At 61.5% G+C, this 15,449-nt stretch carries 8 protein-coding genes, 7 tRNA genes, 2 rRNA genes, 1 riboswitch and 1 other annotated feature; of the genes, 3 read left to right on the top strand and 14 right to left on the bottom strand.

Features of this window, described 5'->3' with window-relative positions:
* Window positions 1–239 precede the first annotated feature (239 nt).
* Window positions 240–323 (bottom strand) — tRNA-Leu (locus tag LE416_RS09195).
* Window positions 324–764: 441 nt separating this feature from the next.
* Window positions 765–848, bottom strand: a tRNA-Leu gene (locus LE416_RS09190).
* A 105-nt stretch (window positions 849–953) separates the two neighbouring features.
* Between LE416_RS09190 and LE416_RS09185 the strand changes: the two genes are divergently transcribed.
* Window positions 954–1,784: an NAD(P)H-hydrate dehydratase gene (locus LE416_RS09185; protein ID WP_225048170.1), complete on the top strand. Its 831-nt coding sequence runs from the start codon at window positions 954–956 to the stop codon at window positions 1,782–1,784.
* Window positions 1,785–1,986: 202 nt separating this feature from the next.
* Here LE416_RS09185 and LE416_RS09180 read toward each other — a convergent pair whose 3' ends face one another.
* The 3 genes from LE416_RS09180 to leuS form a co-directional block, all read right to left on the bottom strand.
* Entirely contained in the window at window positions 1,987–2,703 is a 717-nt protein-coding gene (locus LE416_RS09180; RefSeq protein WP_225048169.1) for a pseudouridine synthase, read from the bottom strand.
* A gap of 4 nt (window positions 2,704–2,707) precedes the next feature.
* Window positions 2,708–4,345 carry a putative polysaccharide biosynthesis protein gene (locus tag LE416_RS09175; protein ID WP_225048168.1) on the bottom strand — a complete coding sequence of 546 codons (1,638 nt, stop codon included), beginning with the start codon at window positions 4,343–4,345 and terminating at the stop codon, window positions 2,708–2,710.
* 470 nt (window positions 4,346–4,815) lie between these two features.
* Window positions 4,816–7,227 carry a leucine--tRNA ligase gene (leuS, locus tag LE416_RS09170; protein ID WP_225048167.1) on the bottom strand — a complete coding sequence of 804 codons (2,412 nt, stop codon included), beginning with the start codon at window positions 7,225–7,227 and terminating at the stop codon, window positions 4,816–4,818.
* A gap of 49 nt (window positions 7,228–7,276) precedes the next feature.
* Window positions 7,277–7,467: a binding site (T-box leader), on the bottom strand.
* Between the two features lie 86 nt (window positions 7,468–7,553).
* Here leuS and LE416_RS09165 point away from each other — a divergent pair.
* Window positions 7,554–8,240 carry a phosphatase PAP2 family protein gene (locus LE416_RS09165; RefSeq protein WP_225048166.1) on the top strand — a complete coding sequence of 229 codons (687 nt, stop codon included), beginning with the start codon at window positions 7,554–7,556 and terminating at the stop codon, window positions 8,238–8,240.
* Between the two features lie 112 nt (window positions 8,241–8,352).
* On the opposite strand, the gene LE416_RS09160 is transcribed toward LE416_RS09165, so the two are convergent.
* Entirely contained in the window at window positions 8,353–9,816 is a 1,464-nt protein-coding gene (locus tag LE416_RS09160; RefSeq protein ID WP_225048165.1) for an MDR family MFS transporter, read from the bottom strand.
* 60 nt (window positions 9,817–9,876) lie between these two features.
* A complete protein-coding gene (gene metK / locus LE416_RS09155) occupies window positions 9,877–11,064 on the bottom strand; it encodes a methionine adenosyltransferase (protein ID WP_225048164.1) in 1,188 nt (395 codons plus the stop codon).
* Window positions 11,062–11,144, bottom strand: a riboswitch (SMK box riboswitch). It overlaps the preceding gene by 3 nt.
* A 93-nt stretch (window positions 11,145–11,237) precedes the next feature.
* On the opposite strand from metK, the gene LE416_RS09150 reads away from it, so the two are divergent.
* A complete protein-coding gene (locus LE416_RS09150) occupies window positions 11,238–11,873 on the top strand; it encodes a hypothetical protein (RefSeq protein WP_225048163.1) in 636 nt (211 codons plus the stop codon).
* 30 nt (window positions 11,874–11,903) lie between these two features.
* Here the strand turns inward: LE416_RS09150 and LE416_RS09145 are convergent.
* From LE416_RS09145 to LE416_RS09115, 7 genes are all read right to left on the bottom strand, one after another.
* Window positions 11,904–11,977 (bottom strand) — tRNA-Asp (locus LE416_RS09145).
* Window positions 11,978–11,991: 14 nt separating this feature from the next.
* Window positions 11,992–12,064: transfer RNA gene (locus tag LE416_RS09140), tRNA-Val, on the bottom strand.
* A 7-nt stretch (window positions 12,065–12,071) separates the two neighbouring features.
* Window positions 12,072–12,143, bottom strand: a tRNA-Glu gene (locus LE416_RS09135).
* Window positions 12,144–12,152: 9 nt separating this feature from the next.
* Window positions 12,153–12,241, bottom strand: a tRNA-Ser gene (locus tag LE416_RS09130).
* Window positions 12,242–12,247: 6 nt separating this feature from the next.
* Window positions 12,248–12,319: transfer RNA gene (locus LE416_RS09125), tRNA-Asn, on the bottom strand.
* 5 nt (window positions 12,320–12,324) lie between these two features.
* Window positions 12,325–12,441 (bottom strand): 5S ribosomal RNA (gene rrf / locus LE416_RS09120).
* Between the two features lie 81 nt (window positions 12,442–12,522).
* Window positions 12,523–15,439, bottom strand: a 23S ribosomal RNA gene (locus tag LE416_RS09115).
* Window positions 15,440–15,449 lie beyond the last annotated feature (10 nt).

Raw genomic sequence — 15,449 nt, 5'->3', positions numbered from 1 at the left:
TGACTCAAAAAAGCGTCACGAACCCTCAGCCTAGTAAGGACTAAGAATCCGTGACGCCTATGTGTAATCCGTTGCGATTAGTCTAACGCCGGAATCGCAATCTGGCAAGTCAAATGTCCGCGGTGTCGGCTGGGGCCGTATGGCTGACCACAAGGACATCGGGCTGCTGAGTGCACCTTGCTTCGCCCTGGGCACAAAAAAACACGCCGATCTCTCGACGTGTCACTCGTTATTGCTAATGCCGCAAACAGGAGTCGAACCTGCACATGGATAACCATACAGCGACCTGAACACTGCGCGTCTGCCAATTCCGCCATTGCGGCAACAACAGAAGTTAGTATATCAAGAAGTCGGGGGTTTGCCAACCCCTATTTGCCGCGGGATCAAAATTATTCGCGCTGGCGAACGTGTCCGAGCGATTGCCGCGCTCAGGTGCGTCCCGCAAAGCCCGCCTCGCTGCGTCCTGGCCATCGTCGGGCTGCGCTAGACAACGGCCACTCGTCCAGCTAAGGCGAGGACTCGGGGCAAAGACCGCCCCCAGTCCTCGCCTTACGCTAGCCGGTTGCCTAAGTTCGCCTAGCTCCGCCTTGGGCCATCGTCGGGCTGCGCTAGGCAACGGCGACGCGCTCAGCTAAGGGTGGCACTCGGGGCAAAGCCCGCCCCAAGCGCTACCCTTACGCTGCGCGGTTGCCTAAGTTCGCCTAGCTCCGCCCTGGGCACAAAAAAACACGCCGATCTCTCGACGTGTCACTCGTTATTGCTAATGCCGCAAACAGGAGTCGAACCTGCACATGGATAACCATACAGCGACCTGAACACTGCGCGTCTGCCAATTCCGCCATTGCGGCAACAACAGATATTATAATAGCAAAACCCCACGCGTTTGCCAAGGCCCTGCGCGATTTTTTTCCCGGCGGGCGGCCAGTGCGGTAAACTGAAGCAGAGGTGATTGAATGGAAACTCTGACTTCGGCCTGCGTCACGCAGGTCATCGCGCCGCGCCCGGCGGACAGCCACAAGGGCCAGTTCGGGCGCATCCTGATTATCGGCGGCAACGAGCATTTCGGCGGCGCCGCCATCATGGCCGCAAGCGCCGCCGTGCACGCCGGGGCCGGGCTGACCACCGTCGCCTGCGCGCCCTGCAACCACGCGGCGCTGCACGCGCGCCTGCCCGAGGCGATGGTGCTGCCGTACGACGGCGCCCGCCTGCGCCACACCGTGCCCGAGGCGGACGTCGTCGCCATCGGCCCGGGCCTTGGCACCAACGAAACCGCGCAGGAGATTCTCGCCGTCACCCTGGCCAACCTGACCGCGACGCAGGCGCTGATCCTGGACGGCTCCGCGCTGACGATGATTGCGCAAACCGGCCTGCGCGTCACCCACCGCAAGACCGTCTGGACGCCGCACCAGATGGAGTGGCAGCGCCTGTCCGGCCTTGCCATCGCCGATCAGACGCCGGCGGCCAACGCAAGCGCCGCCCGAACCCTCCCCGGCACCGTCGTGGTCAAAAGCCACCGCACCCAGATTCACGCCCCGGAGGCCAGCTTCGTCAACCCAATCGGCACCCCGGCGCAGGCGACCGGCGGCACGGGCGATACCCTGGTCGGCATCCTCGCCGCCTTCATCGGCCAGTTCGGCTACACCACCGCCGCGATCAACGCCGCGGTGTACACGCACAGCGCAATCGCCGAGGAGCTGGCTGCCACGCAGTACGTCGCCCTGCCAACCCGGGTGATTGCGGCGCTGCCGACCTACATGGCGCGCGCCGCGGCCAACCGGCTGTAACGGCCCAACCACCAGTGACGGCCACATACCACTTGTAACGCCACCGACCGCCACCGAATCGACGAATGCCACCAGTCGGGGCCGTGCGCGCCAAGCGGCAGCCGGCTGCCGGCTGCCCCGCGAGCCCAACAAACGGGCGCCGTCTTCGCAAGATTAGCGAAGACGGCGCCTGTTTTAGCGTCCAATCAGTTTTCCCTGCGCCCTACCGCTTGGGCAGTAGCGCCTTGAGCGCGGCCAGCTCGGCCGGCTCAAGCGAGCGGTACTGCCCGGCAGGCAGGTCGGCCGGCAGCGTCAGCGGGCCCATGGCCACGCGGTGCAGCGCAACCACCTCGTTACCGACGGCCAGAAACATCCGCTTGACTTGGTGGTACTTGCCCTCGCCGATGGTCAACTCGACCTGGCGCGCGTCGGTGCCCGGCACCACGGCCACGGTCGCCGGCTGGCTGGTGAAGTCCTTGAAGGCGATCCCGGCCTCAAGCGGCCCGCGCTGAACCAAAGTGAACGGCTGCGCCAGCGTTGCGCGGTAGGTCTTGGGCACGTGGCGGCCGGGCGCCAGCAGGTTGTGGCCGAGCGTGCCGTCGTTGGTCAAAAGCAAGAGCCCGGTGGTGTCCTTGTCCAGCCGCCCGACCGGGTACAGGCCGGGGCGCACGTCGCCCGGCGCGATCAGGTCCATCACGGTGCGGTCGTGGTCGTCGCGGTTGGCGGTCACCACGCCGGCCGGCTTGTTCAGCAGGTAGTAGACGGCGAAGTCCTGGTCCAGCACCACCCCGTCGAGGGCGACGGCGGCCCCTTTTGGCACGTCAAAGCCCGGGTCGCGTTGCAGCGCACCGGCGACGGTGACGCGCGCTGCCTTGATGATGCGGCGCACCTCCTTGCGGCTGCCGTACTGCAGGTTGCTCAAGTAGCGGTCTAGTCTCATGCGCTCACCCGATGTGCAGCTTCTGGCGAATGCTGCCGATGCGCCGACCGATGATCAGATCGGCCAGGCGCGTCTTGAGCACCGCGTAAGCGTAGATGGCGACGCCGACCGGCAGCGCGATGGCGAGCATCAGCATGCTCTGCATCCCGCTGGCCGGGTTCAGCACGAGCGACAGCGCCCACACCAGCGCGCGCACGACGACGGCCATCACAACGGAAAAGGTGGTGATGCCGATCAGCCGCCGCAACGTCTGGCGGGCCCGGAAGTGGTACAGCGTCTGCAGCTGCCACAGCATCAGCGCAATCGACGCCGCCATGCCCAGCATCGTGGCCAGCGTCGGGCCGTACACGTTGAACAACACGATTAACGGCCACTGGAAGATGAACTTGACGAGAACACCGACCACCATGATTTTCATCGCCAGGCGGTTGTGGAACAGCCCCTGCAAAACCGAGGCCAGCACCGTGAACAGGCCGAAGAACACGGCCAGAAACGACGACAGCTCCATCACCGAGATGCCGAGCTTGTCGTAGCCGAAGAACACGACGTAAAGCGGCTGCGACACTGCGGCCATCCCCAGGGCGCTTGGAATCATCACGATGAAGAACAGCTGCAGGATGTTGGTGATGTTGTCGGCAATCTCCTTGCCCACGCCGCGCGTTTTGGCCGCAGCCAGAAGCGGCAGCGCCGTTGAGGCCATCGCCACCGCCAGGGAGACGACGATCATGATCAGCTTGTTGGCGTTGCCGGCGAACAGCGCGTACAGCTCGCTCAGCGCGTGCTTGGAGACGATGTAGTGCGTCAGCATCATCGGGTCGAAGGTGTACTGGTCGATGATGTAGTAGAGGTTGGTCGCCGCGCCCATCACGATGAACGGGAACGCCTGCTGGGCGATTTCAAGCAAAATGCGCTTGGTCGAGATGTGCACGTTGCCGGCGCTCGACGCGGCGAGCTCGGCGAAGCGGCCGCGCTGGCGGAAGAAGTGCAGGACCAACAGCAGCAGGCCGAACACCGCGCCGACGAAGGCCGCAAAGGTCGACTGCGCCACGGCGTCCACGTAGTTGTGGTTGCCGATCACCATGATGGTGTAGGTCATGAGCAGCATATAGATGACGCGCGCGACCTGCTCGATGAACTGGCTCAAGGCGCTCGGCGCCATCTCGTTGTAGCCCTGGAAGAACCCGCGCATCACGGACAGCAGTGGGATCAAGAGCAGCGGCCACGCCAGGGTGCGAAAGACCTGGGTCAACGCGGCGTCTTTGAGCGCCAAAACCGGGGCCAGCACCCACAGGAGCCCGCAGGCCAGGACGCCCATGATCGACATCGCCACGGCGCCGTGGTAGAACAGGCGCATCCCCGTTTTGTACTCGTTCATCGCGTTGTAGCGCGCAATCTGCTTGGAGATGGCCCCCGGCACGCCGGCGGTCGACACGATCAGGAAGATGTTGTAAATCTGGTACCCCTTGGTGAACAGGGCGTTGGCCGTCAGGTAGGCGGCGCCCAGCCAGATGCGCCAGGGAATGATGTAGATGGCGCCCAGCACCCGAGACAAAATGCTGCCGGCGGTCATCCAAGCCGAGCCGCGCAGCATCAGCTCCTTGGCGCTGCGCTCCGGCTTGGCCGCCACGTTCTGCTTATCCATACACTTCTCCCATCAATAGACATATACACCCATTCTACCCACCGCACCCGCCGCTTTCAAACCGATTCGGTGGCCTTACGGTTTCTTTACGTTGTTGTCGCCTCCAAAAAGGGGCCCCGCCGCGGCGGGACCCCTTCGTTGGATTCAAAATTTACTGGCTGCGGTGCACGCGGCACTGCCCGGCAAGTCGTCCGCTAAGTGCGCCGCGCTCCGCTCTGGTCATCGTCGAGCTCCGCAAGGCAACGGCCACTCCTCCAGCTAAGACCAGCACTCGGGCCAAAGTCCGGCCCAAGCACCTTGGCTAGGCAACCCGTCCCGCTAAGTGTGCCGCGCTCCGCTCTGGGTCATCGTCGAGCTCCGCAAGGCAACGCGGGAGCGTCTAGCCCTAGGCCAGCACTCGGGCCAAAGTGCGGCCCAAGCACTGGCCTAGCGCTACCTGTCCCGCTAAGAACGCCTTGCTCCGCTCTGGGTTACTTCACCACGATGTTCACGATCTTGTTTGGAATCACGATTTCCTTGACGATGGTCTTGCCCGCGATGAACTTCTGGACGTTTTCCAGCGCCTTGGCCTCTGCCTTGACCGCTTCCGGGTCGGCGTCGACGGCGACTTCGAGGTTGCCGCGCAGCTTGCCGTTGACCTGGATCACCATAGTGACCGTCGTGTCCACCAGCTTGCTTTCGTCGACCGTCGGCCATGGGGCGTAGGTCAGCGTGTGCTCGTGGCCGAGGATCTGCCAGATCTCCTCCATCAGGTGCGGCGCGATCGGCGCGAGCAGCTTCACGAAGCCCTCGACGTACTCGTAAGGAAGCGCGTCGACCTTGTGGGCCTCGTTGATGAAGACCATCATCGCGGAGATGGCGGTGTTGAAGTGCAGCGCCGAGTAGTCCTCGGTGACCTTTTTGACCGTCTCGTTGTAGACCTTGTCGAGCTTGCCGTCGTTGATGGTGGTGATGTGGTCGCGCATCTTGCCGTCGTCGTCGACGAAGGTGCTGTAGACGCGGTCGAGGAACTTGCGCGCGCCGGCCAGGCCGGTGGTGCTCCAGGCGATGCCGGCGTCAAGCGGGCCCATAAACATCTCGTAGAGGCGCAGGGTGTCGGCGCCGTACTCGGCGACCACGTCGTCCGGGTTGACGACGTTGCCCTTGCTCTTGCTCATCTTCTCGTGGTTGTCGCCGAGGATCATCCCCTGGTTGAACAGGCGCTGGAACGGCTCCTTGTAAGGCGCCACGCCGATGTCGTAGAGGAAAAGGTTCCAAAAACGCGCGTACAGCAGGTGCAAAACGGCGTGCTCGGCGCCGCCGATGTACAGGTCGACTGGCGTCCACTGGCGCAGCTTCTCGTAATCGGCCAGAGCCTCCTTGTTGTGCGGGTCGACGAAGCGCAGGAAGTACCAGGACGAGCCCGCCCACTGCGGCATCGTGTTGGTCTCGCGCTTCCCCTTGCGGCCGTTTGCGTCGACCACGTTCACCCAGTCGTCCAGGTTGGCCAGCGGGGACTCGCCGGTGCCGCTCGGCTTGATGTCCGCCTCTTCGGGCAGCACCAGCGGCAGCTGGTCTTCGGGCACCAGCGTGGTCTCGCCGTCCTCCCAGTGGATGACGGGAATCGGCTCGCCCCAGTAGCGCTGGCGGGAGAAGACCCAGTCGCGCAGCTTGTAGTTGACGTGCTTTTCGCCGACGCCCTTCTCGCTGAGCCAGGCGATCGCCTTGTCAATCGCCTGGGCCTTGTCCAGGCCGTTCAGGAAGCCGGAGTTGATGTGCTGGCCGTCGCCGGTGTAGGCCGCCGTTGCGACGTCGCCGCCTTCGATGACCGGGGTGATCTTCAGGCCGAACTTCTTGGCGAAGGCGTAGTCGCGCTCGTCGTGGGCCGGCACCGCCATGATGGCGCCGGTGCCGTAGCTGGCCAGCACGTAATCGGAAATCCAGATCGGCAGGCGCTCGCCGTTGATCGGGTTGATCGCGTACGCGCCGGTCCACACGCCGGTCTTGTCCTTGTTCAGGTCCGTGCGCTCGAGGTCGGACTTGGAGGCAATCGCCTTCTTGTAGGCGGCGATTGCCTCACGCTGCTCAGGGGTGGTGATCTGGTCGACCAGCTCGTGCTCCGGGGCCATCACGCAGTAGCTGGCGCCGAACAGGGTGTCCGGGCGCGTGGTGAACACGTCGAAGGCCAGGTCGTTGTCCGCGACCTGGAAGGTCACCTGCGCGCCGACCGAGCGGCCGATCCAGTTGCGCTGCATCTGCTTGATCGGTTCAGGCCAGTCGAGGTCGTCCAGGCCGTCCAAAAGGCGATCGGCGTAGGCCGTGATCTTCAGGACCCACTGGCGCATCGGCTTGCGGATGACCGGGAAGCCGCCGCGCTCGGTCTTGCCGTCGATCACCTCTTCGTTGGCGACCACGGTGCCGAGGTCCGGGCTCCAGTTGACCGCGACCTCGGCCTCGTAGGCCAGGCCGCGCTTGTACATCTGCTCGAAGATCCACTGGGTCCACTTGTAGTAGCCCGGGTCCGTGGTTGCGATCTCGCGGTTCCAGTCGTAGGAAAAGCCGAGCGAGTTGATCTGGCGCTTGAAGTTTTCGATGTTTTGCTTCGTGAAGTCCTTCGGGTCATGGCCGGTGTTCAGGGCGTACTGCTCCGCCGGCAGGCCGAACGCGTCCCAGCCCATCGGGTGCAGCACGTTGTAGCCCTGCGCGCGCTTCATGCGGGCGATGATGTCCGTGGCCGTGTAGCCCTCGGGGTGGCCGACGTGCAGGCCCTGGCCGGACGGGTACGGGAACATGTCCAGCGCGTAGTAGTTCTTCTTGTTGGGATCGGTTGTCGTGTTGAAGGTGTTGTGCTCGTGCCAGCGCTTCTGCCACTTTTTCTCAATCGCCTTGTGATCGTACATCATTGTGCCTCCTAGGATTGTCAGTCGAACCAAACAAAAAGCCGCCCTAAGAAAATAGGACGGCTTGGCCGCGGTACCACCTAAGTTCTGCCCGAAGACAGCGCTTGACTGGATAACGGCCAGGGCCGGCGACCATTGGCTTGGCCGCACTCAAAAGGTCAGTTCATCCGGCCGCTTCGACAGGCTCACAGCATCCGCCTGCTCTCTGCGCCCGCCGCCGGGCTACTCGTCCTTCGTTCGTTCGATGTTGGCTTCATCATAGCAAATCGCCCTAACTAAAACAAGCCTTCGCCCGCCTGCTCTGGTACAATTTTGCTAACGGAGGTGTTATGATGTCCCATCGTTCCAATGTCCCCCTGGCGCTGGCGGCGCTCGGCCTCGCGATTTTCATCCCCCTTTTGTGGGGGGTCGCGCACCACGCGGCGTTCATCGGTGCCATCGACGACCCGATCATCGCGGCGGTCACCGCGACGCGGCCGACCTGGCTGACCGACATCCTGCTGACCATCACGGCACTCGGCGAGCCCGCGGCCGTCACGCTGCTCGGCGTGGTGCTCGCCGCGATCCTGGCCTACTACCGCAGGCGCCGCTACGCCGTCTTCGCGGCGCTTTCCATCGTCGGCATGAGCGGCTTCAACACCGTGGTCAAGCACGCGATTCGCCGCCTGCGCCCGTTCGTGCAGGACCCGACCATCACGCCGCTGACCCGCATCGGTGGCTACAGCTTCCCCAGCGGCCATGCCAGCGGCAGCCTGCTGCTTTGGGGCACCGTGATCCTGCTGAGCCTGACCTTGATCACCAACGCCCCGGTGCGCCGGTGGTTCGTCGGCATCGCGCTTGGCATGATCGTCTTGACCGGCTACTCGCGCATCTACGTGCAGGTCCACTACCCCACCGACGTGCTGGCCGGCTACGGCCTGGCGCTGTTCGGCCTGATGATGGTGTGGTGGCTGATGCAGCCGTGGCTGACCGCAACCACGCCGACCGGCTGGGTCAACCGCAAGCCCAAGTCCTAGCTAGGATTGCCAAGCCCAGCGCCGTCCCAGCCGGACCGGGGCGTACTCATCCCAAGGACGCAAAACGGCGCCGCGCGAGAATGCTCGCGCGGCGCCGTTTTAGTCTATGCGGTCAGGCCGCGGCCTTGGCCTTGTCGAAGGCGTTGATCACCATCGCCAGGCCGACGATGATGACGGAGAAGAAGTAGATGTTGTGCAGCCCGGAGTAGAGGATCTCACGCAGCGTCGGCAGCAGTGCCTTGGGCAGGTTCACCGCCGTCTGCGGGTTGATCAGCCGGTTGAGCATGCCCATGGTCGCCTTGGGGTGCGCGGCGACACCTTGGGCCATGCGGAGGTTGAGCACCACCCCGTACACGGACACCATCAGCGTCTGTCCGAGCGTCCGCGACAGCGTGTTGAAGCTGGTCGCCACGCCGACCTCGCTGGCCGCCACCGTCGCCTGCGCCCGCACCGTGGTGGTGGTGATCACCATGCCAAAGCCCAGGCCCAGGCCGCCGGCGACCACTAGGAAGAACCAGTACGGCGTTGCCTCGGGCACCAGCGCGAGGATCAGGCTGCCGGCCAACAGCAAGGTCATCGCCAAGGCCAGGATGCGCCGCGCGGACCAGCGTGTCAAAAGCCGCCCGGCGACGAAGGAGCCGATGATCCACATCAGGCTGGACGGTGTGATGGCAAAGCCCCCGAAGGACGCGTCCATGCCGAGGATGCCCTGCACCCACATCGGCATGTAGGCCTCGTAGCCGATGACGAACCCGGAGATCAGGGCCGCCACGGCGTTGGTGATCACGAAGTCGCGGTTGGTGAAAAGCGCCAGGTCGATGATCGGATCAACCGCGCGCCGCTCCTGCCGCACGAACAGCGCAAGCGTCAGGGCGGCGCCGGCCAGCGCGAGCAGCAGCCAGACCCAGCCGTTGGTCCCGGCCAGCCCTTGGAAGCCGAGCATGAGCAGCAACAGCGTCAGCACCAGCCACACCGTGCCCCAGTAGTCGACGGCTTGGCTGCGGCGCTGGTAGTCCTCCTTGAAGAACACGGCGACCAACAGCACGGTGATCAGCCCGATCGGCACGTTGATGAAAAAGATCCAGTGCCAGGACAGCCGGTCGACGATGAAGCCACCCAGAAGCGGCGCGAGCACCGCGGCGATGCCCCAGGCCGAGCCGTTGAAGCCGAGCACCTTGGCACGCTTTTCGTACGGGTAGATGTCGGCGATGATGGTGAAGGTCATCGGCATGATGGCCCCGGCGCCGACCCCCTGAATCGCGCGGAAAAAGATCAGAACCGGCATCGACTGCGCGAGCCCGGACAAGGCCGAACCGACGATGAAGATGGTCAGGCCGATCAAAAACACCGGCTTGCGGCCGATTTTGTCCGCGAACTTGCCGTAGATCGGCGTGGCCATCGCGTTGGTCAGCAGGTAGATGGAGATGATCCAGTTCATGAGGTTGACGCCGTGCAGGCTGCCCACGATGGTCGGCATCGCCGTGGAGACGATGGTGCCCTCGACCGCCGTCATGAACGTGGCGACGAAGATGGCAATCGTGACCAGCACGACGTTGGTGTGTTGCGACTTTTGCATAAGTATCCTTTCTTGACCGAAAAAAAGCGCCTCTACCAAGGGTAAAGGCCGCCTCTTAACTCATCGCTCTAAGTACTTGGCAAGCACCGCCACGCGGTCGAGGTGCTCCCAGGGAAGATCGACATCTGTACGTCCGAAGTGACCGTACGCCGCCGTCTGCTTGTAGATCGGCCGGCGCAGGTCAAGCATTTTGATGATGCCAGCGGGGCGCAGGTCGAACTGCTCCCGGATGGCTTGGGTAATCACTGAAGTGGGCACCTTGTTGGTCCCGAAGCAGTTGACCGACACGGACACAGGCTGGGCCACGCCGATCGCGTAGGCCAGCTGGACCTCCAGGCGGTCGGCCAGCCCCGCGGCGACCAGGTTCTTGGCGATGTAGCGCGCCGCGTACGAGGCGGAGCGGTCCACCTTGGTCGCGTCCTTGCCGGAAAACGCGCCGCCGCCGTGGCGGGCGAAGCCGCCGTAAGTGTCGACGATGATCTTGCGGCCGGTCAGCCCGGAGTCCGCGCGCGGCCCCCCGAGCACGAAGCGGCCGGTCGGGTTCACGTAGATCTTGGTGTTGGCGTCCAGGTACTCGGCCGGAATCACGGCGCGAATCACCTGCTGCTCGATGTCTTGGCGGATCTGCTCAAGCGTTGCGGTCGGATCGTGCTGCGTGGACAGCACCACCGTGTCGACGCGCAGCGGCTTGTTGTGCTCGTCGTACTCGACGGTGACCTGGGCCTTGGCGTCCGGGCGCAGGTAGGCGATGGTGCCCGCCTTGCGCAGCGCCGCGGTGCGGCGCATCAGCTGGTGCGCCAGGCTGATCGGCAGCGGCATGTACTCCGGCGTCTCGTTGATCGCATAGCCAAACATCATGCCCTGATCGCCGGCGCCGATGCGGTCCAGCGGGTCGCTGCCGTCCTTGCGCGCCTCAAGCGAGTCGTCGACGCCCATGGCGATGTCCGGCGACTGCTCGTCCAGGGCGACCAGCACGCCGACCGAGTCGGGATCAAAGCCCGACTCCTTGGTGTAGCCGGCGCCGCGAATGGTGTCGCGCACGACCTTTTGAATGTCCACGTAGGCGCTGGTGGACACCTCGCCGACCACCAGGACCAGGCCGGTGGTGACGGTTGTTTCAACGGCTGCCCGGGCGTTTGGATCCTCCGTGAGCAGCGCATCCAGGATCGCGTCGGAAATCTGGTCGGCGACCTTGTCCGGATGGCCCTCGGAGACGGACTCCGAGGTGAATAAGTGACGTTCTTGCATCTGTGCTTCCCCCTAATTAGTTGTTCGGTTACAAGGCATATCCGCAGTGCGGATCCCATCGGGAATTCTTTGCAACGAGATTAAGCATAACATATTTCGGCGCGCGACCGAAATTTGTTTTTGCCCTGAGCCGCCGCATTGGGTACCATAGGGAGGTAACGAAAGGAAAGCTTATGACACCCAAAAATATTGCACTGACCGCCCTCATGGCGGCGCAGGCCGTGGCCATGCCGCTGATGCTGGGCCGCAGCGCCCAGGCGCTTTCGGCAAGCGCCTGGGCGCTGATCCTCCTGGCCGTGGTGCTCGCCGCGGCGGTGGCCTCGACGCGCCCCTGGCCGCTGTTGGCAGCGCTGCCGCTGGCCGTGATCGGCGCCTGGGGCAGCCCAACGCTTTTGCCGCTGGCGCTGGCCCAGGTCGGCCTGGCCTGGCTCTTGACCACCCAGCAGCTCGGGGCTGCCCTCACCACCACCGGCTGGCTGACCGTCGCCGCGTTCCTGCAGCTTTTGATGTTCGCCCGCCTCGATCAGGTGCTGACCCAGGCGACCCTGCTGGCCGTTTTGGCCGTCACCCTGCCGGCCGTCGCCGCGCTGTGGGCGCGGCCCTGGCCGCTGTGGCTCCTGATCCTCGTCCAGGCGGTCCTGGCCGTCGCCACCGTGTGGTTGCAGGTCTTCACCCTGCCGACCGCCGCCGTGCTTCTGGTCGGCGGCATCCTGCTGGATCCGCGCCTGCGCAAGTCCCCGGCGTGGGCCTACAGCGCCTTTTCCCTGCTGCTCGCCCTGCTGAACGTCTACACCCAGTTTCATGGTTAAAAAAAACACCGCGGCGGCGGTGTTTTTTAGCGGTTCCAACGAGACTCGAACTCGTGATCTCCTGCGTGACAGGCAGGCGTCCTAACCAACTAGACCATGGAACCATAATTAAAAAAAATGGAGGATACAGGGCTCGAACCTGTGACCCTCTGCTTGTAAGGCAGACGCTCTCCCAACTGAGCTAATCCTCCATAAAAGTGACCCGTACGGGATTTGAACCCATGTTACCGCCGTGAAAGGGCGGTGTCTTAACCACTTGACCAACGGGCCGAAAAGCAACGGAGAGTAAGGGATTCGAACCCTTGATACGGGCAAACCCGTATACATGGTTTCCAACCATGCTCCTTCGGCCTCTCGGACAACTCTCCATGGAACTCCGGATGTCAGGCTCGAACTGACGACACCCTGATTAACAGTCAGGTGCTCTACCACTGAGCTAATCCGGAATAAAGCGCGGCAGCTTCCTACCCTCGCAGGCAGTCACCCACCAACTACTCTCGGCGTTGAGAAGCTTAACTTCTGTGTTCGGCATGGGAACAGGTGTATCCTTCTCGCTATCGCCACCGCACTTCTATTTAACTGAGAGCTTTGCACTCTCAAAACTGGACATCATTATTTTTTTGTCTTGAACGCGTATCTGTTACGCTTTTAGGTCAAGTCCTCGACCGATTAGTACTGGTCCGCTCCATGCATCGCTGCACTTCCACTCCCAGCCTATCTACCTGATCATCTCTCAGGGGTCTTACTTCCTTACGGAATGGGAAATCTTATCTCGAGGGGGGCTTCACACTTAGATGCTTTCAGCGTTTATCCCTTCCATTCATAGCTACCCAGCGATGCGCCTGGCGGCACAACTGGTACACCAGCGGAACGTCCATCCCGGTCCTCTCGTACTAAGGACAGCTCCTCTCAAATTTCCTGCGCCCGCGACGGATAGGGACCGAACTGTCTCACGACGTTCTGAACCCAGCTCGCGTACCGCTTTAATGGGCGAACAGCCCAACCCTTGGGACCGACTACAGCCCCAGGATGCGATGAGCCGACATCGAGGTGCCAAACCTCCCCGTCGATGTGGACTCTTGGGGGAGATAAGCCTGTTATCCCCAGGGTAGCTTTTATCCGTTGAGCGATGGCCCTTCCATACGGAACCACCGGATCACTAAGCCCGACTTTCGTCCCTGCTCGACTTGTCAGTCTCGCAGTCAAGCTCCCTTATACCTTTACACTCTGCGAATGATTTCCAACCATTCTGAGGGAACCTTTGGGCGCCTCCGTTACATTTTAGGAGGCGACCGCCCCAGTCAAACTGCCCACCTGACACTGTCTCCCGCCACGCTTAGTGGCGCGGGTTAGAGTGTTCATACAGCAAGGGTAGTATCCCACCAATGCCTCCTCCGAAACTAGCGTTCCGGTCTCTACGGCTCCTACCTATCCTGTACAAGCGGTACAAACACTCAATATCAAGCTACAGTAAAGCTCCATGGGGTCTTTCCGTCCTGTCGCGGGTAACCCGCATCTTCACGGGTACTATAATTTCACCGAGTCTCTCGTTGAGACAGTGCCCAAATCATTACACCTTTCGTGCGGGTCGGAACTTACCCGACAAGGAATTTCGCTACCTTAGGACCGTTATAGTTACGGCCGCCGTTTACTGGGGCTTCAATTCTGGGCTTCGCTTGCGCTAACTCATCCTCTTAACCTTCCAGCACCGGGCAGGTGTCAGCCCCTATACGTCATCTTACGATTTAGCAGAGACCTGTGTTTTTGATAAACAGTTGTTTGGGCCTATTCACTGCGGCTGACCTTGCGGTCAGCACCCCTTCTTCCGAAGTTACGGGGTCATTTTGCCGAGTTCCTTAACGAGAGTTCGCTCGCTCACCTGAGGCTACTCGCCTCGACTACCTGTGTCGGTTTGCGGTACGGGTAGATCATTTCTAACTAGACGCTTTTCTAGGCAGTGTGACATCGGACACTTCGCTACTTAAATTTCGCTCCCCATCACAGCTTATCCTTAAGGCAGTAAGCATTTCACTCACCACCAGACTAACTGCTTGGACACCCGTTTCCAGCTGGGTGCTTGTCTTAGCCTCCTGCGTCCCGCCATTGTTCAAACAAAATGATCTAGTACAGGAATCTCAACCTGTTTGCCATCGACTACGCCTCTCGGCCTCGCCTTAGGTCCCGACTAACCCTGGGAGGACGAGCCTTCCCCAGGAAACCTTAGTCATACGGTGGACAGGATTCTCACCTGTCTTTCGCTACTCATGCCGGCATTCTCACTTCCATACGCTCCAGCCGTCCTCACGATCGACCTTCAACGCCTATGGAACGCTCTCCTACCACACGACCTAACGGTCGCATCCACAGTTTCGGTACTATGCTTAGCCCCGGTATATTTTCGGCGCAGGGTCACTCGACTAGTGAGCTATTACGCACTCTTTAAATGGTGGCTGCTTCTGAGCCAACATCCTAGTTGTCTGTGCAACGCCACATCCTTTTCCACTTAGCATAGATTTAGGGACCTTAACTGGTGATCTGGGCTGTTCCCCTTTCGACAATGGACCTTATCGCTCACTGTCTGACTCCCAGAGTAAGATGATTGGTATTCGGAGTTTATCTGAATTCAGTAACCCTTGACGGGCCCCTAGTCCAAACAGTGCTCTACCTCCAATATCCATCCTCTGAGGCTAGCCCTAAAGCTATTTCGGAGAGAACCAGCTATCTCCAAGTTCGTTTGGAATTTCACCGCTACCCACAACTCATCCCAGCATTTTTCAACATACACGGGTTCGGTCCTCCAGTGTGTTTTACCACACCTTCAACCTGGTCATGGGTAGGTCACTTGGTTTCGGGTCTACACCAACATACTAACTCGCCCTATTCAGACTCGCTTTCGCTACGGCTCCGGCTTTTCACCTTAACCTCGCATGTTAGCGTAACTCGCCGGTTCATTCTACAAAAGGCACGCCGTCACCCATTAACGGGCTCCGACTAATTGTAGGCACACGGTTTCAGGAACTATTTCACTCCCCTCCCGGGGTGCTTTTCACCTTTCCCTCACGGTACTGGTTCACTATCGGTCACTAGGGAGTATTTAGCCTTGGGTGATGGTCCACCCGGATTCCGACGGAATTTCACGTGCTCCGCCGTACTCAGGATCCTGAACGGAGGCTAACAGATTTCAACTACGGGGCTTTCACCCTGTTTCGCGCAGCTTTCCAGCTGACTTCGTCTATCCGCTAACTTGGTAACTCCAATGTTCAGTCCTACAACCCCAAGAGGCAAGCCTCTTGGTTTGGGCTGTTCCCACTTCGCTCGCCGCTACTATGGGAATCGCGTTTGCTTTCTCTTCCTGTGGGTACTTAGATGTTTCAGTTCCCCACGTCTGCCTTCATTGTGCTATGTATTCACACAAAGATAATCACCTGACGGTGATTGGGTTCCCCCATTCGGAAATCCCCGGATCAAAGCTTACGTATAGCTCCCCGAGGCATATCGGTATTAGTTCCGTCCTTCATCGGCTCCTAGTGCCAAGGCATCCACCGTGCGCCCTTTGTAACTTGACCTTGATCTACA

This window comes from Lacticaseibacillus kribbianus, assembly GCF_020180945.1.
Lineage (GTDB): Bacteria > Bacillota > Bacilli > Lactobacillales > Lactobacillaceae > Lacticaseibacillus > Lacticaseibacillus kribbianus.
This window is presented reverse-complemented; position numbering and strand designations above follow the sequence as displayed.

Excerpts from the sequence above, each read along its gene's own strand:
- leuS (WP_225048167.1), bottom strand. The coding sequence starts at position 7,227 with ATGATGTACGATCACAAGGCGATTGAGAAAAAGTGGCAGAAGCGCTGG.
- LE416_RS09185 (WP_225048170.1), top strand. The coding sequence starts at position 954 with ATGGAAACTCTGACTTCGGCCTGCGTCACGCAGGTCATCGCGCCGCGC.
- LE416_RS09150 (WP_225048163.1), top strand. The coding sequence starts at position 11,238 with ATGACACCCAAAAATATTGCACTGACCGCCCTCATGGCGGCGCAGGCC.
- LE416_RS09180 (WP_225048169.1), bottom strand. The coding sequence starts at position 2,703 with ATGAGACTAGACCGCTACTTGAGCAACCTGCAGTACGGCAGCCGCAAG.
- LE416_RS09175 (WP_225048168.1), bottom strand. The coding sequence starts at position 4,345 with ATGGATAAGCAGAACGTGGCGGCCAAGCCGGAGCGCAGCGCCAAGGAG.
- LE416_RS09165 (WP_225048166.1), top strand. The coding sequence starts at position 7,554 with ATGATGTCCCATCGTTCCAATGTCCCCCTGGCGCTGGCGGCGCTCGGC.
- LE416_RS09160 (WP_225048165.1), bottom strand. The coding sequence starts at position 9,816 with ATGCAAAAGTCGCAACACACCAACGTCGTGCTGGTCACGATTGCCATC.
- metK (WP_225048164.1), bottom strand. The coding sequence starts at position 11,064 with ATGCAAGAACGTCACTTATTCACCTCGGAGTCCGTCTCCGAGGGCCAT.